General features: G+C 62.1%; 18 protein-coding genes. 8 read left to right on the forward strand and 10 right to left on the reverse strand.

All coding sequences use genetic code 11. The features are described 5' to 3' along the window. Positions 1 to 39 precede the first annotated feature (39 nt). A complete protein-coding gene (gene erpA / locus BKM74_RS16070; RefSeq protein WP_176342570.1) occupies positions 40 to 399 on the forward strand; it encodes an iron-sulfur cluster insertion protein ErpA in 360 nt (119 codons plus the stop codon). 579 nt (positions 400 to 978) lie between these two features. Continuing rightward, complete coding sequence (locus BKM74_RS16075; protein WP_086466722.1) at positions 979 to 1260, forward strand: hypothetical protein; 282 nt, start codon at positions 979 to 981, stop codon at positions 1258 to 1260. A 138-nt stretch (positions 1261 to 1398) separates the two neighbouring features. Here BKM74_RS16075 and BKM74_RS18795 read toward each other — a convergent pair whose 3' ends face one another. From BKM74_RS18795 to BKM74_RS16085, 4 genes are read right to left on the reverse strand one after another with little or no spacing between them, the layout of a single operon-like run. Then, positions 1399 to 1566, reverse strand: a complete 168-nt coding sequence (locus BKM74_RS18795) for a hypothetical protein (RefSeq protein ID WP_176342571.1) — start codon at positions 1564 to 1566, stop codon at positions 1399 to 1401. After that, a complete protein-coding gene (locus BKM74_RS18605; RefSeq protein ID WP_176342572.1) occupies positions 1563 to 1967 on the reverse strand; it encodes a PIN-like domain-containing protein in 405 nt (134 codons plus the stop codon). Before BKM74_RS18605 ends, BKM74_RS18795 begins: the two co-directional genes overlap by 4 nt. Continuing rightward, a complete protein-coding gene (locus BKM74_RS16080; RefSeq protein WP_086466723.1) occupies positions 1955 to 2650 on the reverse strand; it encodes a DUF433 domain-containing protein in 696 nt (231 codons plus the stop codon). Before BKM74_RS16080 ends, BKM74_RS18605 begins: the two co-directional genes overlap by 13 nt. A 12-nt stretch (positions 2651 to 2662) precedes the next feature. Further along, complete coding sequence (locus BKM74_RS16085) at positions 2663 to 3574, reverse strand: IS1595 family transposase (protein ID WP_086466724.1); 912 nt, start codon at positions 3572 to 3574, stop codon at positions 2663 to 2665. A gap of 87 nt (positions 3575 to 3661) precedes the next feature. On the opposite strand from BKM74_RS16085, the gene xth reads away from it, so the two are divergent. From xth to BKM74_RS16105, 5 genes are all read left to right on the forward strand, one after another. After that, positions 3662 to 4432, forward strand: coding sequence for an exodeoxyribonuclease III (gene xth / locus BKM74_RS16090; protein WP_086466725.1), 771 nt, complete (start codon positions 3662 to 3664; stop codon positions 4430 to 4432). A 71-nt stretch (positions 4433 to 4503) separates the two neighbouring features. Further along, positions 4504 to 4680 (forward strand): hypothetical protein, encoded by a 177-nt coding sequence (locus tag BKM74_RS18800; RefSeq protein ID WP_176342573.1) that lies wholly within the window; start codon positions 4504 to 4506, stop codon positions 4678 to 4680. Between the two features lie 102 nt (positions 4681 to 4782). Beyond that, positions 4783 to 5235, forward strand: a complete 453-nt coding sequence (locus BKM74_RS16095) for a GFA family protein (RefSeq protein WP_086466726.1) — start codon at positions 4783 to 4785, stop codon at positions 5233 to 5235. 161 nt (positions 5236 to 5396) lie between these two features. After that, positions 5397 to 5915, forward strand: coding sequence for an exopolysaccharide biosynthesis protein (locus BKM74_RS16100; protein ID WP_245825968.1), 519 nt, complete (start codon positions 5397 to 5399; stop codon positions 5913 to 5915). Positions 5916 to 5986: 71 nt separating this feature from the next. Further along, complete coding sequence (locus BKM74_RS16105) at positions 5987 to 6175, forward strand: DUF3008 family protein (RefSeq protein ID WP_086466728.1); 189 nt, start codon at positions 5987 to 5989, stop codon at positions 6173 to 6175. A gap of 12 nt (positions 6176 to 6187) precedes the next feature. Here the strand turns inward: BKM74_RS16105 and BKM74_RS16110 are convergent, their stop codons facing one another. From BKM74_RS16110 to ilvD, 3 genes are all read right to left on the reverse strand, one after another. Continuing rightward, the gene (locus BKM74_RS16110; RefSeq protein WP_086466729.1) at positions 6188 to 7687 is read right to left on the reverse strand and encodes a M81 family metallopeptidase; all 1500 of its coding nucleotides are present in this window, start codon (positions 7685 to 7687) and stop codon (positions 6188 to 6190) included. A gap of 96 nt (positions 7688 to 7783) precedes the next feature. Beyond that, positions 7784 to 8392, reverse strand: coding sequence for a hypothetical protein (locus BKM74_RS16115; protein WP_086466730.1), 609 nt, complete (start codon positions 8390 to 8392; stop codon positions 7784 to 7786). Between the two features lie 226 nt (positions 8393 to 8618). Next, the gene (gene ilvD, locus BKM74_RS16120) at positions 8619 to 10340 is read right to left on the reverse strand and encodes a dihydroxy-acid dehydratase (RefSeq protein WP_086466731.1); all 1722 of its coding nucleotides are present in this window, start codon (positions 10338 to 10340) and stop codon (positions 8619 to 8621) included. A gap of 149 nt (positions 10341 to 10489) precedes the next feature. Between ilvD and BKM74_RS16125 the strand changes: the two genes are divergently transcribed. Further along, positions 10490 to 11395 carry an HAD-IIA family hydrolase gene (locus BKM74_RS16125; RefSeq protein WP_086466732.1) on the forward strand — a complete coding sequence of 302 codons (906 nt, stop codon included), beginning with the start codon at positions 10490 to 10492 and terminating at the stop codon, positions 11393 to 11395. 6 nt (positions 11396 to 11401) lie between these two features. Here BKM74_RS16125 and BKM74_RS16130 read toward each other — a convergent pair whose 3' ends face one another. The 3 genes from BKM74_RS16130 to BKM74_RS16140 all read right to left on the reverse strand — a co-directional run bounded on the left by BKM74_RS16130 (position 11402) and on the right by BKM74_RS16140 (position 15244). Next, a complete protein-coding gene (locus BKM74_RS16130) occupies positions 11402 to 12517 on the reverse strand; it encodes a divergent polysaccharide deacetylase family protein (protein ID WP_086466733.1) in 1116 nt (371 codons plus the stop codon). A 140-nt stretch (positions 12518 to 12657) separates the two neighbouring features. Continuing rightward, on the reverse strand, positions 12658 to 13050 hold the full coding sequence (cueR, locus tag BKM74_RS16135) for a Cu(I)-responsive transcriptional regulator (protein ID WP_086466734.1): 393 nt from the start codon (positions 13048 to 13050) through the stop codon (positions 12658 to 12660). A gap of 4 nt (positions 13051 to 13054) precedes the next feature. After that, complete coding sequence (locus BKM74_RS16140; protein ID WP_086466735.1) at positions 13055 to 15244, reverse strand: heavy metal translocating P-type ATPase; 2190 nt, start codon at positions 15242 to 15244, stop codon at positions 13055 to 13057. Between the last annotated feature and the right edge of the window lie 127 nt (positions 15245 to 15371).

Raw genomic sequence — 15371 nt, forward strand, 5'->3', positions numbered from 1 at the left:
TATCGCCGTTGCGGCCCGCCCATGCGGAAGGATCGGATCATGTCGGAAACCACTGTCCTCGAACGTCCCCACAGCGTCGGTCTGAGTGCCAGCGCGGCGCGGCAGGTTGCCAAGCTGCGCGCGCAGGAACCGGGTGGCGCGGATTTGATGCTGCGGCTGTCGGTCACTGGCGGCGGCTGCTCCGGCTTTCAGTATAATTTCTCCTTCGATGATGAGGTGCGCAGCGACGATGCCGTCTTCGAGCGCGACGGCGTGAAGCTGGTGGTCGATGAGATGTCGCTGGAACTGCTGTCCGGTTCCGAGGTCGATTATGTGGAGGAGCTGATCGGCGCCTCCTTCCAGGTGAAGAACCCGAATGCGGCCTCTTCCTGCGGCTGCGGTACCTCTTTCGCGATCTAGAAAACCGGGGTCGCGCCCGTTAGACTCCCCCGCTACACTTCTGGGCCCGCCTTCGCGGGCCCTTTCGTTTGGCGATTATATATTTCCCACACCCATGCCGTTTAGCATACTCTGATGCAGGCAGCATGGGAGGGGACAATGAGCACCAACGCGATATGCCAAGCCATTAAAGATCAGCATGTCATTTCCTTTCGCTATGAGGGGCGCGTTCGCACCGTAGAGCCGCATTTGCTAGGCTACGATGACAGCGGCGACTTAACCCTAAGCGCATGGCAACTGTCTGGAGGCAGTGGCGTAGGCTGGCGTGACTTTCACGTAGCCAAATCAAGCGAACTGCAAATAACGACAGCGCGTTTTCAAGGCGCACGGCATGGGTATAACCCCAATGACCGGACGATAGACCGAATAGTGTGTCGCCTGTGATCCTGCCGCAGTCGCAGGCACGAGGGTAGCGCGCCGGCCCGCTGTGCAGCGCGCAGTCAGAGTAGTGATCTGATGGCATGTTGCGCCTTACGCTTGAATTGACTCTCGGTTGTATTCGAGTCAAATTTTCCCGTTATTGCCAAATGGGAGGGTGGGATGGCAAACAATCTGCACATATCGTACGACCTTCATTCACCTGGACAAAATTACGATGATGTCACTGACGCCATAAAATCTCTTGGCAAATGGGCAAAAATTCATGAATCGTTTTGGTATGTGAAGTCAAAGAAATCGGCATCTGAGGCTTGTGATATAGTTTGGGCCGCATGTGATGAAAACGATACTGTATATGTGGTTGATGCCACTAATAACAACGCAGCGTGGCAAAACTTACCAGACAATGTTTCTAATTTTATTATGGAGAAATGGCACCAATGAATCCAGATACGCCCTTTGGCCGTGCCTTATAGTGACCGTACGGAAGACCATCGATACGAATAGATATACGGAGTGCTTTTGCTACAAAATGAACTACCATTTTTCGCATTCTATTTCTCCTAAATGAAGAAGCCCGGCTCACTGGCCGGGCTTCTTGGGTTTATCGTCCTTCGGCGGCTGCGCCTTGGCGATCCGTTTCAGTTTCGCCTCAAAGGCTTCCGCTGATTCGTCGCACCCGCTTTCGCGAGCGGCCTTTTTGAATCTCTCATATTGATCGGCGATGGAGTTCTTGGGCGTCGCATTCATCGCAGATTAACTTTCTCTAATCGGGCATTTGACCGAAGCCGGTATAGATAAGGAGGCTTCTCGCTTTTTATGATTTCCATCATTTTCGGGTAGCCACGAACGAACAGGCAAACCTTGTCCCACGTTGGCATTTGCGCTCCCCAGATAGCAAACCCCGCAACTTTATGCTGCTTGATTGCTAGCGCCTCGACTTCTAGATGCTGAAACTTACTGTCATGGGTGAAGGCCACCCAACCGCGCTCTCCACAGATTTTCAACCACGCATCATCGGTCATATCTTGTGGGAATCGGTTCCTCTTATTGTGCTGATGCTCCACAGAAAATGGCGGATTAGCGCGCTCCAGAAATTCTGGAAGCCGCTTCCCAAAACAACGATCAAAATAGAACGTTAGTTTAGCCACTTCCACATGCCGTTTTCTATGCCTTCAAACTTCAGCGCATAAGCAACTTGAGAGTTGTCTATGCCGAAATCATCAGCGATTTCTTCAACGGTCTCCCCCGCAGACCACCGTCCCTTTATCACCCACGTAGGGGTGCCTCCTACACTAGGCGCGCCAAATGCTACTCTCGGGTCTATGACTATTGGTGACGATGGGCCATCGATGTGCCACTTAACCACTATGCCGCGACGTTCGTATTCAAATTCTTCTAAGCGGCCTAGAATATGTTCCCACGCCAGCTGCCCAGATTGATCAGGGCGCAGCACCTTTCCGTTACCACGTTCCCCGATTATCTGCTGATAATCCATAACCAGGCGATGCCCATCCGCCTTAAATCGATGCTCTGCAAAGGGAAACTCCGATTTTAGTTCCTTGCTAATGTAGTCGCGGGCGTTTCGAATCGAATTCAATCGTATGCCGGCTCTTCGAAAGGCTGCGACTACAGCTACCTCGATTAATTGCATGTAGCTTAGGGCGGCTCGCTTTTCGCGGACGGACAGCGTTTGGCGCGCCCCAACCTTGTGCCAATCCGCAACGGTTTTCGCGGAAATCTTGGCGTACTTTGCAGCCTCTCCAACTTGGTAGTTGGGGACAAATAGCCGCCTTTGCCAAGGCTCCAACTTTCGCGCTGACTGTGCCGCCATCAGCCGCCTCGCTTAGATACAAGGTGTTTGGTATTTGAGCCGCTTTCCTACCACACCTTCAAGAACTTTAAGCACGCGCGATTGATCCCCGACACCGTTGGCCTCCCGATAATTGTACCGGAAGTCGAACTCCGCCAGATAGCGATGCAGGTGCTTTTTGGCACAGTGCTGATACACGCCCTTCATGCCGCGCTTGAAGATGCTGAAATAGCCCTCAATCGTGTTCGTATGGACTTCACCAACTACATATTCTTCGCGGCCATGACGGACGACGCCATGAGCGGCGAACTCCTTGCCGATGCGCAGATAGTGACCGGCTTCATCGGTAGCTAGGCGAGCCTCGCGCGCCATGTTCTCACGCAGGATCGGCGCGATGGTGGCGGGCTTGAGATCATCCACCACCATGCTACGTGCCCGACCGGACTCGCGATCAACCAGCGTGAGAACCTTCATCTTGTGGTGATAGGCGCGCTTCTTGGGCTTGCCCGGCTCGCGACCGATGAAAGTTTCATCAACCTCAACCACGCCACCTTCGCCGCCCATCGGCTCCATACCCATCGTGCGCATGGCCTCGCGGATACGGTGCGCCATGAACCAAGCCGTCTTGTAGGTGACTTCCAGCGTACGATGAAGCTGATGAGCGCTAATGCCCTTCTTGCTGGAGGCCATCAGAAAGACAGCCTGGAACCACTTGTGCAGCGGGACGTGGCTGGACTCGAACACGGTGCCGACCTTCACGGTAAACTGCTTACGGCACGCACCGCACTTCTTGAGGCCAATCCGGGTGGTCTTGCCCTTGATCTCGTATGCCTTCCCAACCGTGCCGCAATGCGGGCATACAATGCCATCAGCCCAGAGGATTTCCTCTAGCTTCGCAAACGCGGCGGCTTCGTCATGAAAGTAGGGCTGGGAAAGCACGGACATGGCTCAATCTCCTTATGAGCCTTATCTTATCAAATCCGATGGGTTTGTAAAGTATACAATCGCCTTTCGTTTTGGAGCAAAGCCCCCGTGAAAATCGCCACCTGGAACGTGAATTCGATCAAGGCTCGCCTGCCCAATGTGCTGGAATGGCTGAAGGAAGCCGATCCGGACGTGGCACTGCTGCAGGAGATCAAATGCCAGGCCGTGGACTTCCCGGCGATGGAGTTCCAGTCGATGGGCTATCAGGTGCATGCCGTCGGCCAGAAGAGCTATAACGGCGTTGCGCTGCTGTCGAAACAGCCGGCCAGCGATGTGATCGAAGGGCTGCCCGGCGATGTGTCGGACGAGCAGGCGCGCTATGTCGAGGCCACCGTTGGTGGCGTCCGTGTCGCCTCGATCTACCTGCCGAACGGCAATCCTGTCGATAGCGAGAAATATCCCTACAAGCTCGGCTGGATGAAGCGCCTGAAGGCGCATGCCGCATTGCTGCTGGCCAGCGAACAGCCGGTCGTGCTGGCCGGCGACTATAATGTGATCCCGGAACCGCGCGATTGCTACGACCCGGTGGCCTGGGCCGGGGATGCGCTGTTCCTGCCTGAAACCCGCCGGCATTTCCGGGAAATCGTCAATCTGGGATATACCGACGCTTTCCGGGCGATCAATCCGCAGCGCGTCGCCTACAGCTTCTGGGACTATCAGGCCGGGCGCTGGCCGCGCGACGAAGGAATCCGCATCGACCATCTGCTGCTCTCCCCGCAGGCCGCCGACCGGCTCCGTGATGCAGGCATCGACAAGCATGTGCGCGGCCGCGAGAAGGCGTCCGACCACACCCCGGTCTGGTGTGTTCTGGACTCCTGAGGCTTTTGCGGGTAGTCTGAAATATAGGTGGCTAGAAGGCTGCCCCACAGGATTACCGAAAGGAAGCCAAAATGGCGATTGGTCCCGTTGACACCACCGGCCTTGCCGTGATCGGCATGCGCAGCGAAAAGCAGCAGGCTCAGGTTGCGGCCCAGGCAGTCACCCAGGCGCTGGAAGCCACCAAGCAGATCGCGCAGCAGGCCGCTTCTTCTTCTTCCGGCAGTTCCTCGGTCGATATCTCGGTCTAGCCTCAAGACCTCACAGTCTCTACCGGAAGCGGCGGACCGGATGGTTGCGCCGCTTTTTTGGCTGCGATATGTTCCTGTTATGTTCGATGTCAGGAGAGGGATATGAGCGAAACGCGCTATGAAGGCGGATGCCTGTGCGGCGCCGTCCGCTATGAGGCAACCGGCCCGGTCCGGGTCTCCGGATGGTGCCATTGCCGGCTGTGCCAGCGCTCTGTCGGTGCGCCCGCCGTGCCCTGGGGCAGTTTCTTCCTGAAGAATTTCCGTTGGACCAAGGGCACACCCGCCCTGCACCACTCCACCCCGCAGGCGGAGCGCAGCTTCTGCCCACATTGCGGCACCTCGCTGACCTTCCGCTATCTCGGCAGTGACCCGGCGGAGATGGATGTCACGCTGGCCAGTCTGGACGATCCCGAAGCGCTGCACCCGCAATGGCATATCTGGACCATGTCGAGTCCAGGCTGGGTGCATTTCGATGACGGGCGGAAGCAGTATCAGGATAATGGGCCGGATCGTATGAAGGACCCGGAGCTGCCCTCGCCACTGGGGCCGCGCTGACGAGAACCCTGAGGGAAAGACGAGGAACATGTTCCCTGCGCACGCGTTCGGTAAGGATGGTTTCCAGAACGATCGCAGAAGGTAATCAGGATAGCAGCACGCCAACCTCGGTGGTTGATCTGCTGGCGAGGCTGGAACGGTTGGCCAGGTCAGGCGAGGACATGTCGCTGGACAGCGTCATGAAGATCGCCGGTCATCGCTTCACTGGACCGCTGCTTCTGATTCCGGGTCTGATTATATTTTCTCCCCTGAGTGGTATTCCGCTGCTGCCCACTTTCCTGGGGGTGACGGTTTCCCTGATTTGTGTGCAGATGATCCTCGGACGCCGCCATCTCTGGTTTCCCGCGGGCATGCAGTCAGCTTCGCTTGATGCGAGCCGCGTCCTCCGGCTGGTCCGGTTCCTGAAGAAACCGGCCCACTATCTCGACCGGGCAACCGGCCAGCGCCTCACCTGGATGACGCATGGCCTTGCGACGCGATTTTCCGCCGCAATCTGCCTGTTGGCGGCGCTCAGCATGCCGTTTCTCGAAATCATACCATTCGCATCGACACTCGCCGGAGCGGTGATTGCTTTATTTGGTCTGTCGCTGACCACCCGGGACGGCTTGCTGATGCTGTTCGCCCTGATCTTCTTCGGCGGCCTCACGGCCCTGGGCGGAAACCTCCTGCTTGCAGACTGACCAATCGGTGGGAACCCGAAGCCGCCCTTATCGGTTGCACCGAACAGACAGGCAGTAGAGGAGGCAGGATCATGCCCGCAAAATCGAAAGCCCAGCAGAAAGCCGCCGGCGCGGCACTGGCGGCCAAACGCGGCGAGGCCCGGAAGAGCGACCTTCAGGGCGCATCGAAAGAGATGTACGAGTCGATGACCGAGGCCGAGCTGGAAGAGCTGGCCTCGACCAGCCGAAAGGGCAAGCCGGAGCGTGTCGGCGACAAGTAGGCTCCGGCCCTCTTACCCCTCGAACACCGGCCCCAGCGGGCGCAGCTTGATGCCCTTGCGCAGCCGGGTCCAGGGCAGCAGCGCCGGATCGGCCACCATCGGGCCGGGCGCGGTGCAGACCAGCACCTCTTGGGCGATCGGCTGGAAATCGGCGCGGAAATGCACCGAGCTCTTGTTCACCAGTATGCCTTTGCGGGTCGGCTCGATGCCGACATGGCGGTACATTTCCTGATCCGCCATCTGCGCTTTCTTGCAGGCGACGACGATCTCTACATCGCGAATCTTCAGGCAGGCCATCGGCCCCAGATTCATCCTGGCGCCTTTGTAGAACGGACCGGTCCCCGTAAACACGCCGGTGTTCAGCTTCACCACCTTGAAGGTCGCGTGGAACGGCTTGTCGCCCGGAATGTTCGACTTGCCGCCCAGCGCCACGGTGATCTCCGCCCCCTCGCCGGCGCTGTGGGCGATGCGCGCCACCTCCTCATCGACCATGATGCCGATGGCGGCGTTCGGCGCGTCATTCTCGACCAGCGCGCGCAGCATGCCGGTGGTGTTGGAATCACCACCCGCCCCCGGATTGTCTTGGGTGTCGGCAATGACCACCGGCTTGTTGGCGGAGCGCGCGATCTTCATCGCGTACTTCACGCCCTCGTCCGGCTCGTACAGCTTGCCGGCGAATTTCGCCTCATTGCGCAGGATTTCCTCCTCCAGCGCCTTTGCCGCCTTGTCGGCCTTCACCTGATCGGTGGCATAGACCATAAGCGACGGGCCGCAATGATGGATGTCGGCCGCCGGGAAGCCGGGCGTGAAGGAAACCCGCGCGACATCGCCCTTCTCCAGCTCCTCCGTCATCTCGTAGATCGACTTGGTCGGCTCCATCAGCGTGCATTGGAAATTCAGCGGGATCAGGAAGGGAATCTGCCGGAACGCCTTGTTCACCGCGCCGGAGCCGCGCAGCAGATTGTCCAGATGGATCGCCGTGCGTCGGCCGGTATCGGCCATATCGACATGCGGGTAGGTGCGGTAGGCGACCAGCGCTTCGGCGTATTTGATCATCTCCGGCGTGGTGTTGGAATGCAGGTCGAGGCTGGCCATCACCGGCACCTTCGGCCCGACGAGCTCCCGCACCCGGCGCAGCAATTCGCCTTCGCCATCCTCCAGATGCTCGGTCACCATGGCGCCGTGCAGGCAGAGATAGACCGCCTCGAACGGCCCCTTGTCGCGGATGCCGTCCACGATCATGCCGGCGATGCGCTCATAGGCGTCCTCGGTCACATGCGCGGACGGGCTGGCGGCGCCCCAGGCGGTCGGCACCAGCTCATGGCCGCGTTCCTGCGCTTCCTCGATGAAGCCTGCGATCGACAGGTTGATGCCCTTCACCGCGTCGAACAGATCGCCACCGGAGACCAGCGCCGGCCAGCTGCCGCCGCGCGCGAAATCCTCGAATGTCGCCTTGGAGGGGGCGAAGGTGTTGGTCTCGTGCTGGAAGCCGCCGATCGCGATACGCGCCATGGGAAATTGTCTCCACTGCTTACAGATATTGGGTGCAGCGAAGGATGCCCGCCCCGGCCGGGCCGGGCAAGGGCGCAATCGTCAGGAAAGTGGGATTCAGGCTGACAGGTTAAAGCCGCTATTGCCCATCAGCCGTTCCAGCAGCGGCTTCAGCGCACCGGTATCGCCCTTCCGGAAGCGGTTCAGCGCGTCCTGGGTCTCGCGCAACTGGTCCATCGCCTTCTGCAGCCGCTCATCGCCGTTGGAAGCACCGCCCAGCGTGCTGTCGTTGCGCACATAGCGTGCCTGCTCGAAGCCGGCGGACAATTCCTTCTTGGTCAGCGGCACGGCCGCGCCGGCCACATCCATGACCCTGCTGTCCTCGGCCGAGACCTTGCCGTCGCGCGACAATCCGGCCTCGATGCCGATGCCCAGGATCGAGGCCAGCGAGCTGCCGCCCGCACTGTACTGTGTGGACACCTGCGCCAGACGGATGTCGAACCCGTCGACGCTGCTGTCGCTGGCGGCCTTGTCGATCAGGCCGGACAGGCTGGAGAGCGTCTTGTCGATGGCGGCATTCGCCTCCGACTCTTTCTTGTAGAACACGTTGAAGAATTGCGAGAGCTGCTCGCGCAGCTGGCCGCGTATCGCATCCGGGTCGCGATTCTCGATGATGAAGCCCAGCATCTGCGGCTTGGCGCCGGTGGTGGAGCGTACGACATACATGCCGGGCGCGGCTTCTCCTGCGGGCTGTGCGGACGCAACATTAGGCCGGCTGCCCGAGGAAGCCGTCTGGGGATTATAGGAGTATGTCGCTACCGGGTTGATCGCCATGGTATTTTACCGCCGCGTTCGGGCACCTCTTCTCGATGCCGCTAAATACTAATATAGGCCAAACGAGACGGGACCGCCAGCGTTTCCCGCTGACGGTCCCGTCTCAGGCCGAACGCTGTTACTGGTCGGCGTAGCAATGCACCTCGGCGGCACCGCCCGGATGGGTGACGGCACCCTTCTCGGCATCGCCGACGGTCTGGGCATATTTCCAGATCGCACCGGACTGATACTCGTGGCTGCGCGGCTTCCATTCCTTGCGGCGCGCTTCCAGTTCGGCGTCGGACAGTTCCACGTCCAGCGTGCCCTTCTCGGCGTCGATGACGATGATATCGCCGTCCTTCAGCAGGCCGATCGGTCCGCCGACCGCCGCCTCCGGCCCGACATGGCCGATGCAGAAGCCGCGCGTGGCGCCGGAGAAGCGACCATCGGTGATCAGCGCCACCTTGTCGCCCATGCCCTGGCCGTAGATCGCCGCCGTGGTCGCCAGCATCTCGCGCATGCCGGGACCGCCACGCGGCCCCTCATAGCGGATGACCAGCACCTCGCCTTCCTTGTACTGGCTCTTCTTCACCGCCTCGAAGGCCTGTTCCTCGGTATCGAAGCAGCGCGCCACGCCCTTGAACTGCAGCTTGTGCATGCCGGCCACCTTCACGATGGCGCCCTGGGGGGCCAGATTGCCGCGCAGGCCGACGACACCGCCGGTGGGCGTGATCGGATCGCTGGTCGGACGGACGATATCCTGATCGGTCGGCAGGGTGACGCCTTCCAGATTCTCCGCGATGGTCTTGCCGGTGACGGTGATGCAGTCGCCATGGATGTAGCCGCCATCGTAAAGTGCGCGCAGCAGCACCTGCACGCCGCCGATCTCGAACAGATCCTTGGCGACATAGCGTCCGCCCGGCTTCAGATCGCCGATATAGGGCGTGCGCTTGAAGATCTCGGCGACGTCATGGATGGTGAATTCGATGCCCGCCTCATGCGCCATGGCCGGCAGATGCAGCGCCGCATTGGTCGAGCCACCGGCAGCCGCGACCACCGTGGCCGCATTCTCCAGCGCCTTGCGGGTGACAATGTCGCGCGGCCGCAGATTGCGCTTGATCAGCTCCATCACCGCCACGCCAGACGCCTCGGCATAGGCATCGCGGGTCTCGTAGGGCGCCGGCGCACCGGCCGAGCCGGGCAGCGCCAGGCCGATGGCCTCCGACACGCAAGCCATGGTATTGGCCGTGAACATGCCACCGCAGGAGCCGGCCGACGGGCAGGCCACGCACTCCAGCTCGTGCAGATCCTCGTCCGACATGCTGCCGGCGGCGTGCGCGCCCACAGCCTCGAACACGTCCTGCACGGTCACGTCCTTGCCTTTGAAGCGGCCGGGCAGGATGGAACCGCCATACATGAAGACCGATGGCACGTTCAGGCGCAGCATCGCCATCATCATGCCGGGCAGCGACTTGTCGCAGCCGGCCAGGCCGACCAGCGCATCGTAGCAATGGCCGCGCATCGTCAGTTCGACCGAATCGGCAATCACCTCGCGGCTGACCAGCGAGGATTTCATGCCGGCATGGCCCATGGCGATGCCATCGGTGACGGTGATGGTGGTGAATTCGCGCGGTGTGCCGCCAGCGGCCTTTACGCCGCGCTTGGTGGCCTGCGCCTGGCGGGCCAGCGCGATATTGCAGGGGGCGGCCTCGTTCCAGGTGGTCGCCACGCCGATGAAGGGCTGGGCAATCTCCTCCTCGGTCATGCCCATCGCGTAATAGTAGCTGCGATGCGGGGCGGAGCTGGGGCCAACCGACACATGGCGGCTGGGCAGCTTGGATTTGTCGAACTGGGTGGTCATATCTTCCCCCTTGGCGTGCGGCTTTATGTGATCCGTGGCTTGGTCGTCTCGATTGCGGCGCAGAATAGTCGGCACCGAACAGGATTGCCTAGAGGCTTTTGCCCGCTTAGATAGGTGCCCTCCATTCCCTGCAAGGCAGCGCCCCCGCCATGAGCTTCCCCGTACTCGGTTTCGACGACGCCTGGTCCTCCTACCGGCGCTGGGAGCACCGCCTGCCCGCCAAGCCCGTGCCCGTCGAGCCGCAGCGCATCGCCGGCATCGCCGAGGTGCTGGATCAGGTCGATATCGTGGTGCTGGACGCCTATGGTGTGCTCAATCTGGGCAGCAGCGTCATTCCGCAGGGTCTGGCAGCGGTGAAGGCGATTCGCGCCGCCGGCAAGCATCTGTGCGTTATCACCAATGACGGCTCGCAAGGGACCGCCGCCATTGCGGCGAAGCATCGCGGCCGGGGCTATGATTTCCGCGATGACGAGGTGATCGCCGGCGCGTCGCTGGTCGGAGAGGCCGTGGCTTCCTTCCCCGAGGTCCGGAACTGGGGGATCATCGCACAGGATCCGCGTCCGGAGACCGCGATTACCGGGGGCATGGTGACGCTGGACCTCGACCGGGCAGCCTATGAGTCGGTGGATGGCATCGTCTTCATGGCAACGGAAATCTGGGACGAGGATCGTCAGGCGCTCCTCAGCGACGCGCTGACCGTCCGCCCCCGCCCCTTCATCGTCGCCAATCCGGATGTGGTCGCCCCGCATGTCGGCGGCTTCTCGGCCGAGCCGGGCTATTTCGCCCACCGCATCGCCGACAGGTCTGGAATATCGCCTACCTTCCTCGGCAAGCCCTTCGGTGGCGTCTATCGGCTGGTGCGCGAACGCTTTCCGGAAGTCGATCCAAGCCGCATTCTCGCCGTCGGCGACACGCCGCATACCGATGTGATCGGCGCAAGGGCGCATGGCATGCGGGCCCTGCTGGTCGAGAGCGGCTTCCTCGCCGGGCGTGACAGCCTGGCGTTCAGCCGTGAGTGCGGCATCCTGCCGGACTTCATCGCTCCTACTATCTGATCGGCTCTATCTGATTGGCAGGCCGGCTGTCGCCGGCGGCGGTACCGGTTTCAGCATTGCCGTCAGCGGCACCAGCACGAAACCGCGCGCCTGGACGTCCTCGATCCAGAGTTCCAGCATATCGAGTGTGGCATCGCGCGGATGGCCGATGGCAATGGCCTGGCCGTATTTGCTGGCCTGCTGCTCGGTCTCCGATAGCTGCTTCGCCACCGCGTCATGATTGTCGGTATTGTCGAGGAACACATCACGCTGCAGCGCCGGCATGCCCAGATCCCGCGCCATCCGGAAGCCGACCGTGTTCGGCGCAGTGCGCGAATCGAGGAACAGCAGCCCGCGCCGGTTCAGCTCTTCCAGCACCGGGCGCATTGTGGCGGCATCGCTGGTGAAGCGGCTGCCCATATGGTTGTTCACCCCGACGAACCCATCGAACTGGCTGAGATTCCAGGCCAGACGCTCTGCCAGAACCTCCGGCGTCAGACCGGAAAGCATGGCATTTGGGCCGGGGTCAATCGTTTCCGAGGACGGTTCCATCGGCAGATGGACGAGGATTTCATGGCCGGCGGTATGTGCCTTGCGCACCTGTTCCGCCACGCCATGGGCGTAGGGCAGATAGGCGAAGGTTACCGGTGCCTTGAGTGTCAGCGCACGCTGCGAGCGCTTGCGGTCGATCCCCATATCGTCGATGACGATGGCGATCCTCGGCTTGTTGCCGCTGTCTATGGCCGGCAGGGCATTGCGCCGCCAGGGCGGATCGGACTCGGAAGGCACTGGGGCGGCTTCCTGGGGCGGCAGGCTGGCCAGCTGCGGTTCAGGCTGTAATTGCACAGGCGGCTGCGTGGCTTCCGGCGCGGCGGGCGCCGGTTCGGGTGCAGGTTGGGGGGCCGGCTTCTGCGGCAGGGCGATGCCCGGCGAAGGTGCGGCAGGCCGTGCAGCAAGGTCAGGCGCGGCAGCCGGCCTCTCCACGGCGACATCCTGCCGGCCGATGAGCGCATCGCCATAATACAGGCCAAGCCCGCCGCCGATCAGCAGCGCGGCGATGGCCAGCGCGACGGAGAGGCCGAATCCGTTGCCGCCGGAACGCTTCTTCGTCTTGGGCTTTCGGGAGGCCGGCTTACGCGCCATGCGAGGACTTACCCATGAAACGGACGAGATCTGGGAAACCGCCCTCAGGCTGGCGGCCACCGAGCGCGACTATATCCTGTAGCGCGCTGAATATTAACCGCAAAATACGGCGAAATTGGCGCAGCTTACCCCGCCACCGCTTATCCGTTCCGGGCCAGATCCTCGATGATCGGGCAGTCTGGACGGTCATCGCCATGGCAGCGATGGGTCAGGTCGATCAGCGTATCGCGCATGGATTGCAGTTCGACCAGCTTGCGGTCGATCTCCTCGACATGGCGCAAGGCCACTGCCTTGACGTCTGAGCTTGAGCGTTCCCGGTCGCTCCACAGCAACAGCAGATTGCCGACATCCTTCACCGAAAAGCCGAGGGAACGGGCGCGTTGGATGAATTTCAGTACCCGCAGATCGGTCTCGCCATAGACGCGGTAGCCGCCCTCGCTGCGCGGCGCCGGTTTCAGCAGGCCGATGCTCTCGTAATAGCGGATGGTCTTGGCCGGTACGCCGGAGGCCGATGCTGCCTGTCCAATATTCATGACGCTAATCCTTTCGCGAACCGGCGCGCGGTTTCCAGCGCCGCAGCAACAAGGCGTTCGACACCACGCTGACGCTGGAGGCCGCCATCGCCGCGCCGGCAATCAGCGGGCTGAGATAGCCCAGCGCCGCCAGCGGGATGCCGATGATGTTGTAGATGAAGGCCCAGAACAGATTCTGCCAGATCTTGGCGACTGTCGCCCGCGAGACGGAAATCGCGTCCAGCACCAGCAGCGGGTCCGGCCGCATCAGCGTGACGGATGCCGCCTCCATAGCGACGTCGGTCCCGCTGCCCATGGCAATGCCAACATCCGCCTGTGCCAGCGCAGGCGCATCATTCACCCCGTCGCCGACCATGGCGACGATGCCGCCCTTCTCCTGCAAGCCGGAAATCGCATCCGCCTTGCCGTCCGGCAATATCTCGGCCAGCACGGTGGAAATCCCCAGCCGGCTTGCGACCGATTCCGCGGCGCGGCGGTTATCGCCGGTCAGCAGCGCCGTCTCAATGTCCTTTTCGCCAAGCAGCCGGATCGCCTCTGCGGCGCTGCCGCGCAACCGGTCGCCGATGGCGATGGCGCCAAGCAGACGGCCATCCGCAGCCACCCAGACCACACTGTTGCCCTCGCCTTCCCGCTTTGCGGCCTGTTCCTCCAGGGCCGAAGTCGCGATTTCCTTCTCCTGCATCAGGCGCGGACTGCCGATCAGTACAGCCCGGCCTTCCACCGTCGCCATCACCCCCCTGCCCGGCAGCGAGTCGAAATCCTGAGCCTTGGGTATGCCCCCCCCCCGCTCTTCGGCGGCGGCCAGCACCGCCTTCGCCAGCGGATGCTCGCTGCCCTGCTGCACACTGGCGGCAAGGGAGAGCAACTCCTCGTCGGCGACGCCCTCTGCCGGCAGCAGCGCCGTGACGCGGGGCCGCCCCTCGGTCAGCGTGCCGGTCTTGTCGAACACCACGGTGCGGATGCCGTGTGCGCGTTCCAGCGCTTCGGCGTCCTTGATCAGAATGCCGGCCTTTGCGGCGACGCCGGTGCCGGCCATGATCGCGGTCGGCGTGGCGAGGCCCAGCGCGCAGGGGCAGGCGATGACCAGCACGGCGACAGCGTTCAGGATCGCGGTCTCACTGCCGGCGCCCGCCGCCAGCCAGCCAAGGAAGGTCACCAGCGCGATGGCCAGTACGATCGGCACGAAGATGCCGCTGACCTTGTCCACCAGCCGCTGCACCGGCGCCTTGGAGGCCTGTGCCCCCTGCACCCTTTCGATAATGCGGGCCAGCAGGCTGTCCCCGCCGACCGCCGTCACCGCGATCTCGACCAGGCCGGAACCGTTCACCGAGCCGCCGATGACGTTATCCTCCGCCTGCTTTTCGACCGGCAGGCTCTCGCCGGTCAGCAGCGATTCGTCGAACTGGCTGCGGCCTTCCACTATCCTGCCGTCGGCCGGCACCCGTTCGCCCGGCTTCACGATAAGAATATCGCCTTCCATCAGGGCGGCGACGGGCAGGGTCTCGATTGTATCGCCGCGCTTCACCCGCGCCTCTTCCGGCCGGAGCGCCATCAGCGCCCGGATCGCCGAGGCAGTGCCGCGCTTTGCCCGGCTTTCCAGATACTTGCCCAGCGTGATGAGGGTGATCACCGCCGCCGAGGCTTCGAAATACAGATGATCGCTGCCGCCGGTGGCCATGTGATAGAGGCTGAGTCCGAAAGCCGCGCTGGTGCCGATGGCGACCAGCTGATCCATCGTGCCGGTGCGCGTCTTCAAAGCCTTCCAGGCATTGATATAAAACCGCCCGCCGATCCAGAACTGCACCGGTGTCGCCAGCACGAGCTGCACCCAGGCCGGCGGCATCCAGTGCACGCCCGCGGCCATACCGATCATCGGCAGCACCAGCGGCAGGGTCAGCAGGATGGCGGCGGCCAGGCGGATGCTCTCCCAGCGCAGCGTATCGGCCTCGGCCTGCTTGTCCGGTCCGGCCCCGGCCTCAATCAGATGCGCGCCATAGCCCGCCTTCTCCACGGCGGCGACGAGGTCGGCAGGATCAAGCGTCTCCGCCAGCCGCACGCGTGCCTGTTCGGTCGCCAGATTGACGGCGGCCCGGTCCACGCCCGGCACCTTGGCAAGGGCTTTCTCGACGCGACCGACGCAGGCCGCGCAGCTCATCCCCTCGATGGCGAGGTCATATGTCTGTTCAATGCTCATGACTCCTAGATGGGGCTTCCAGTATTGGGAAGGTCAAGGAGATTTCGAACAGCACCAATGCGCTTGCCTTTCCGGGCGCGGCGGGGCTTGCTATAACGATCATCCGGGCCGCTGAAACGGTCCAACA

Origin of the sequence: Oceanibaculum nanhaiense, assembly GCF_002148795.1 — a bacterium.
GTDB classification, from domain to species: Bacteria; Pseudomonadota; Alphaproteobacteria; order Oceanibaculales; family Oceanibaculaceae; genus Oceanibaculum; species Oceanibaculum nanhaiense.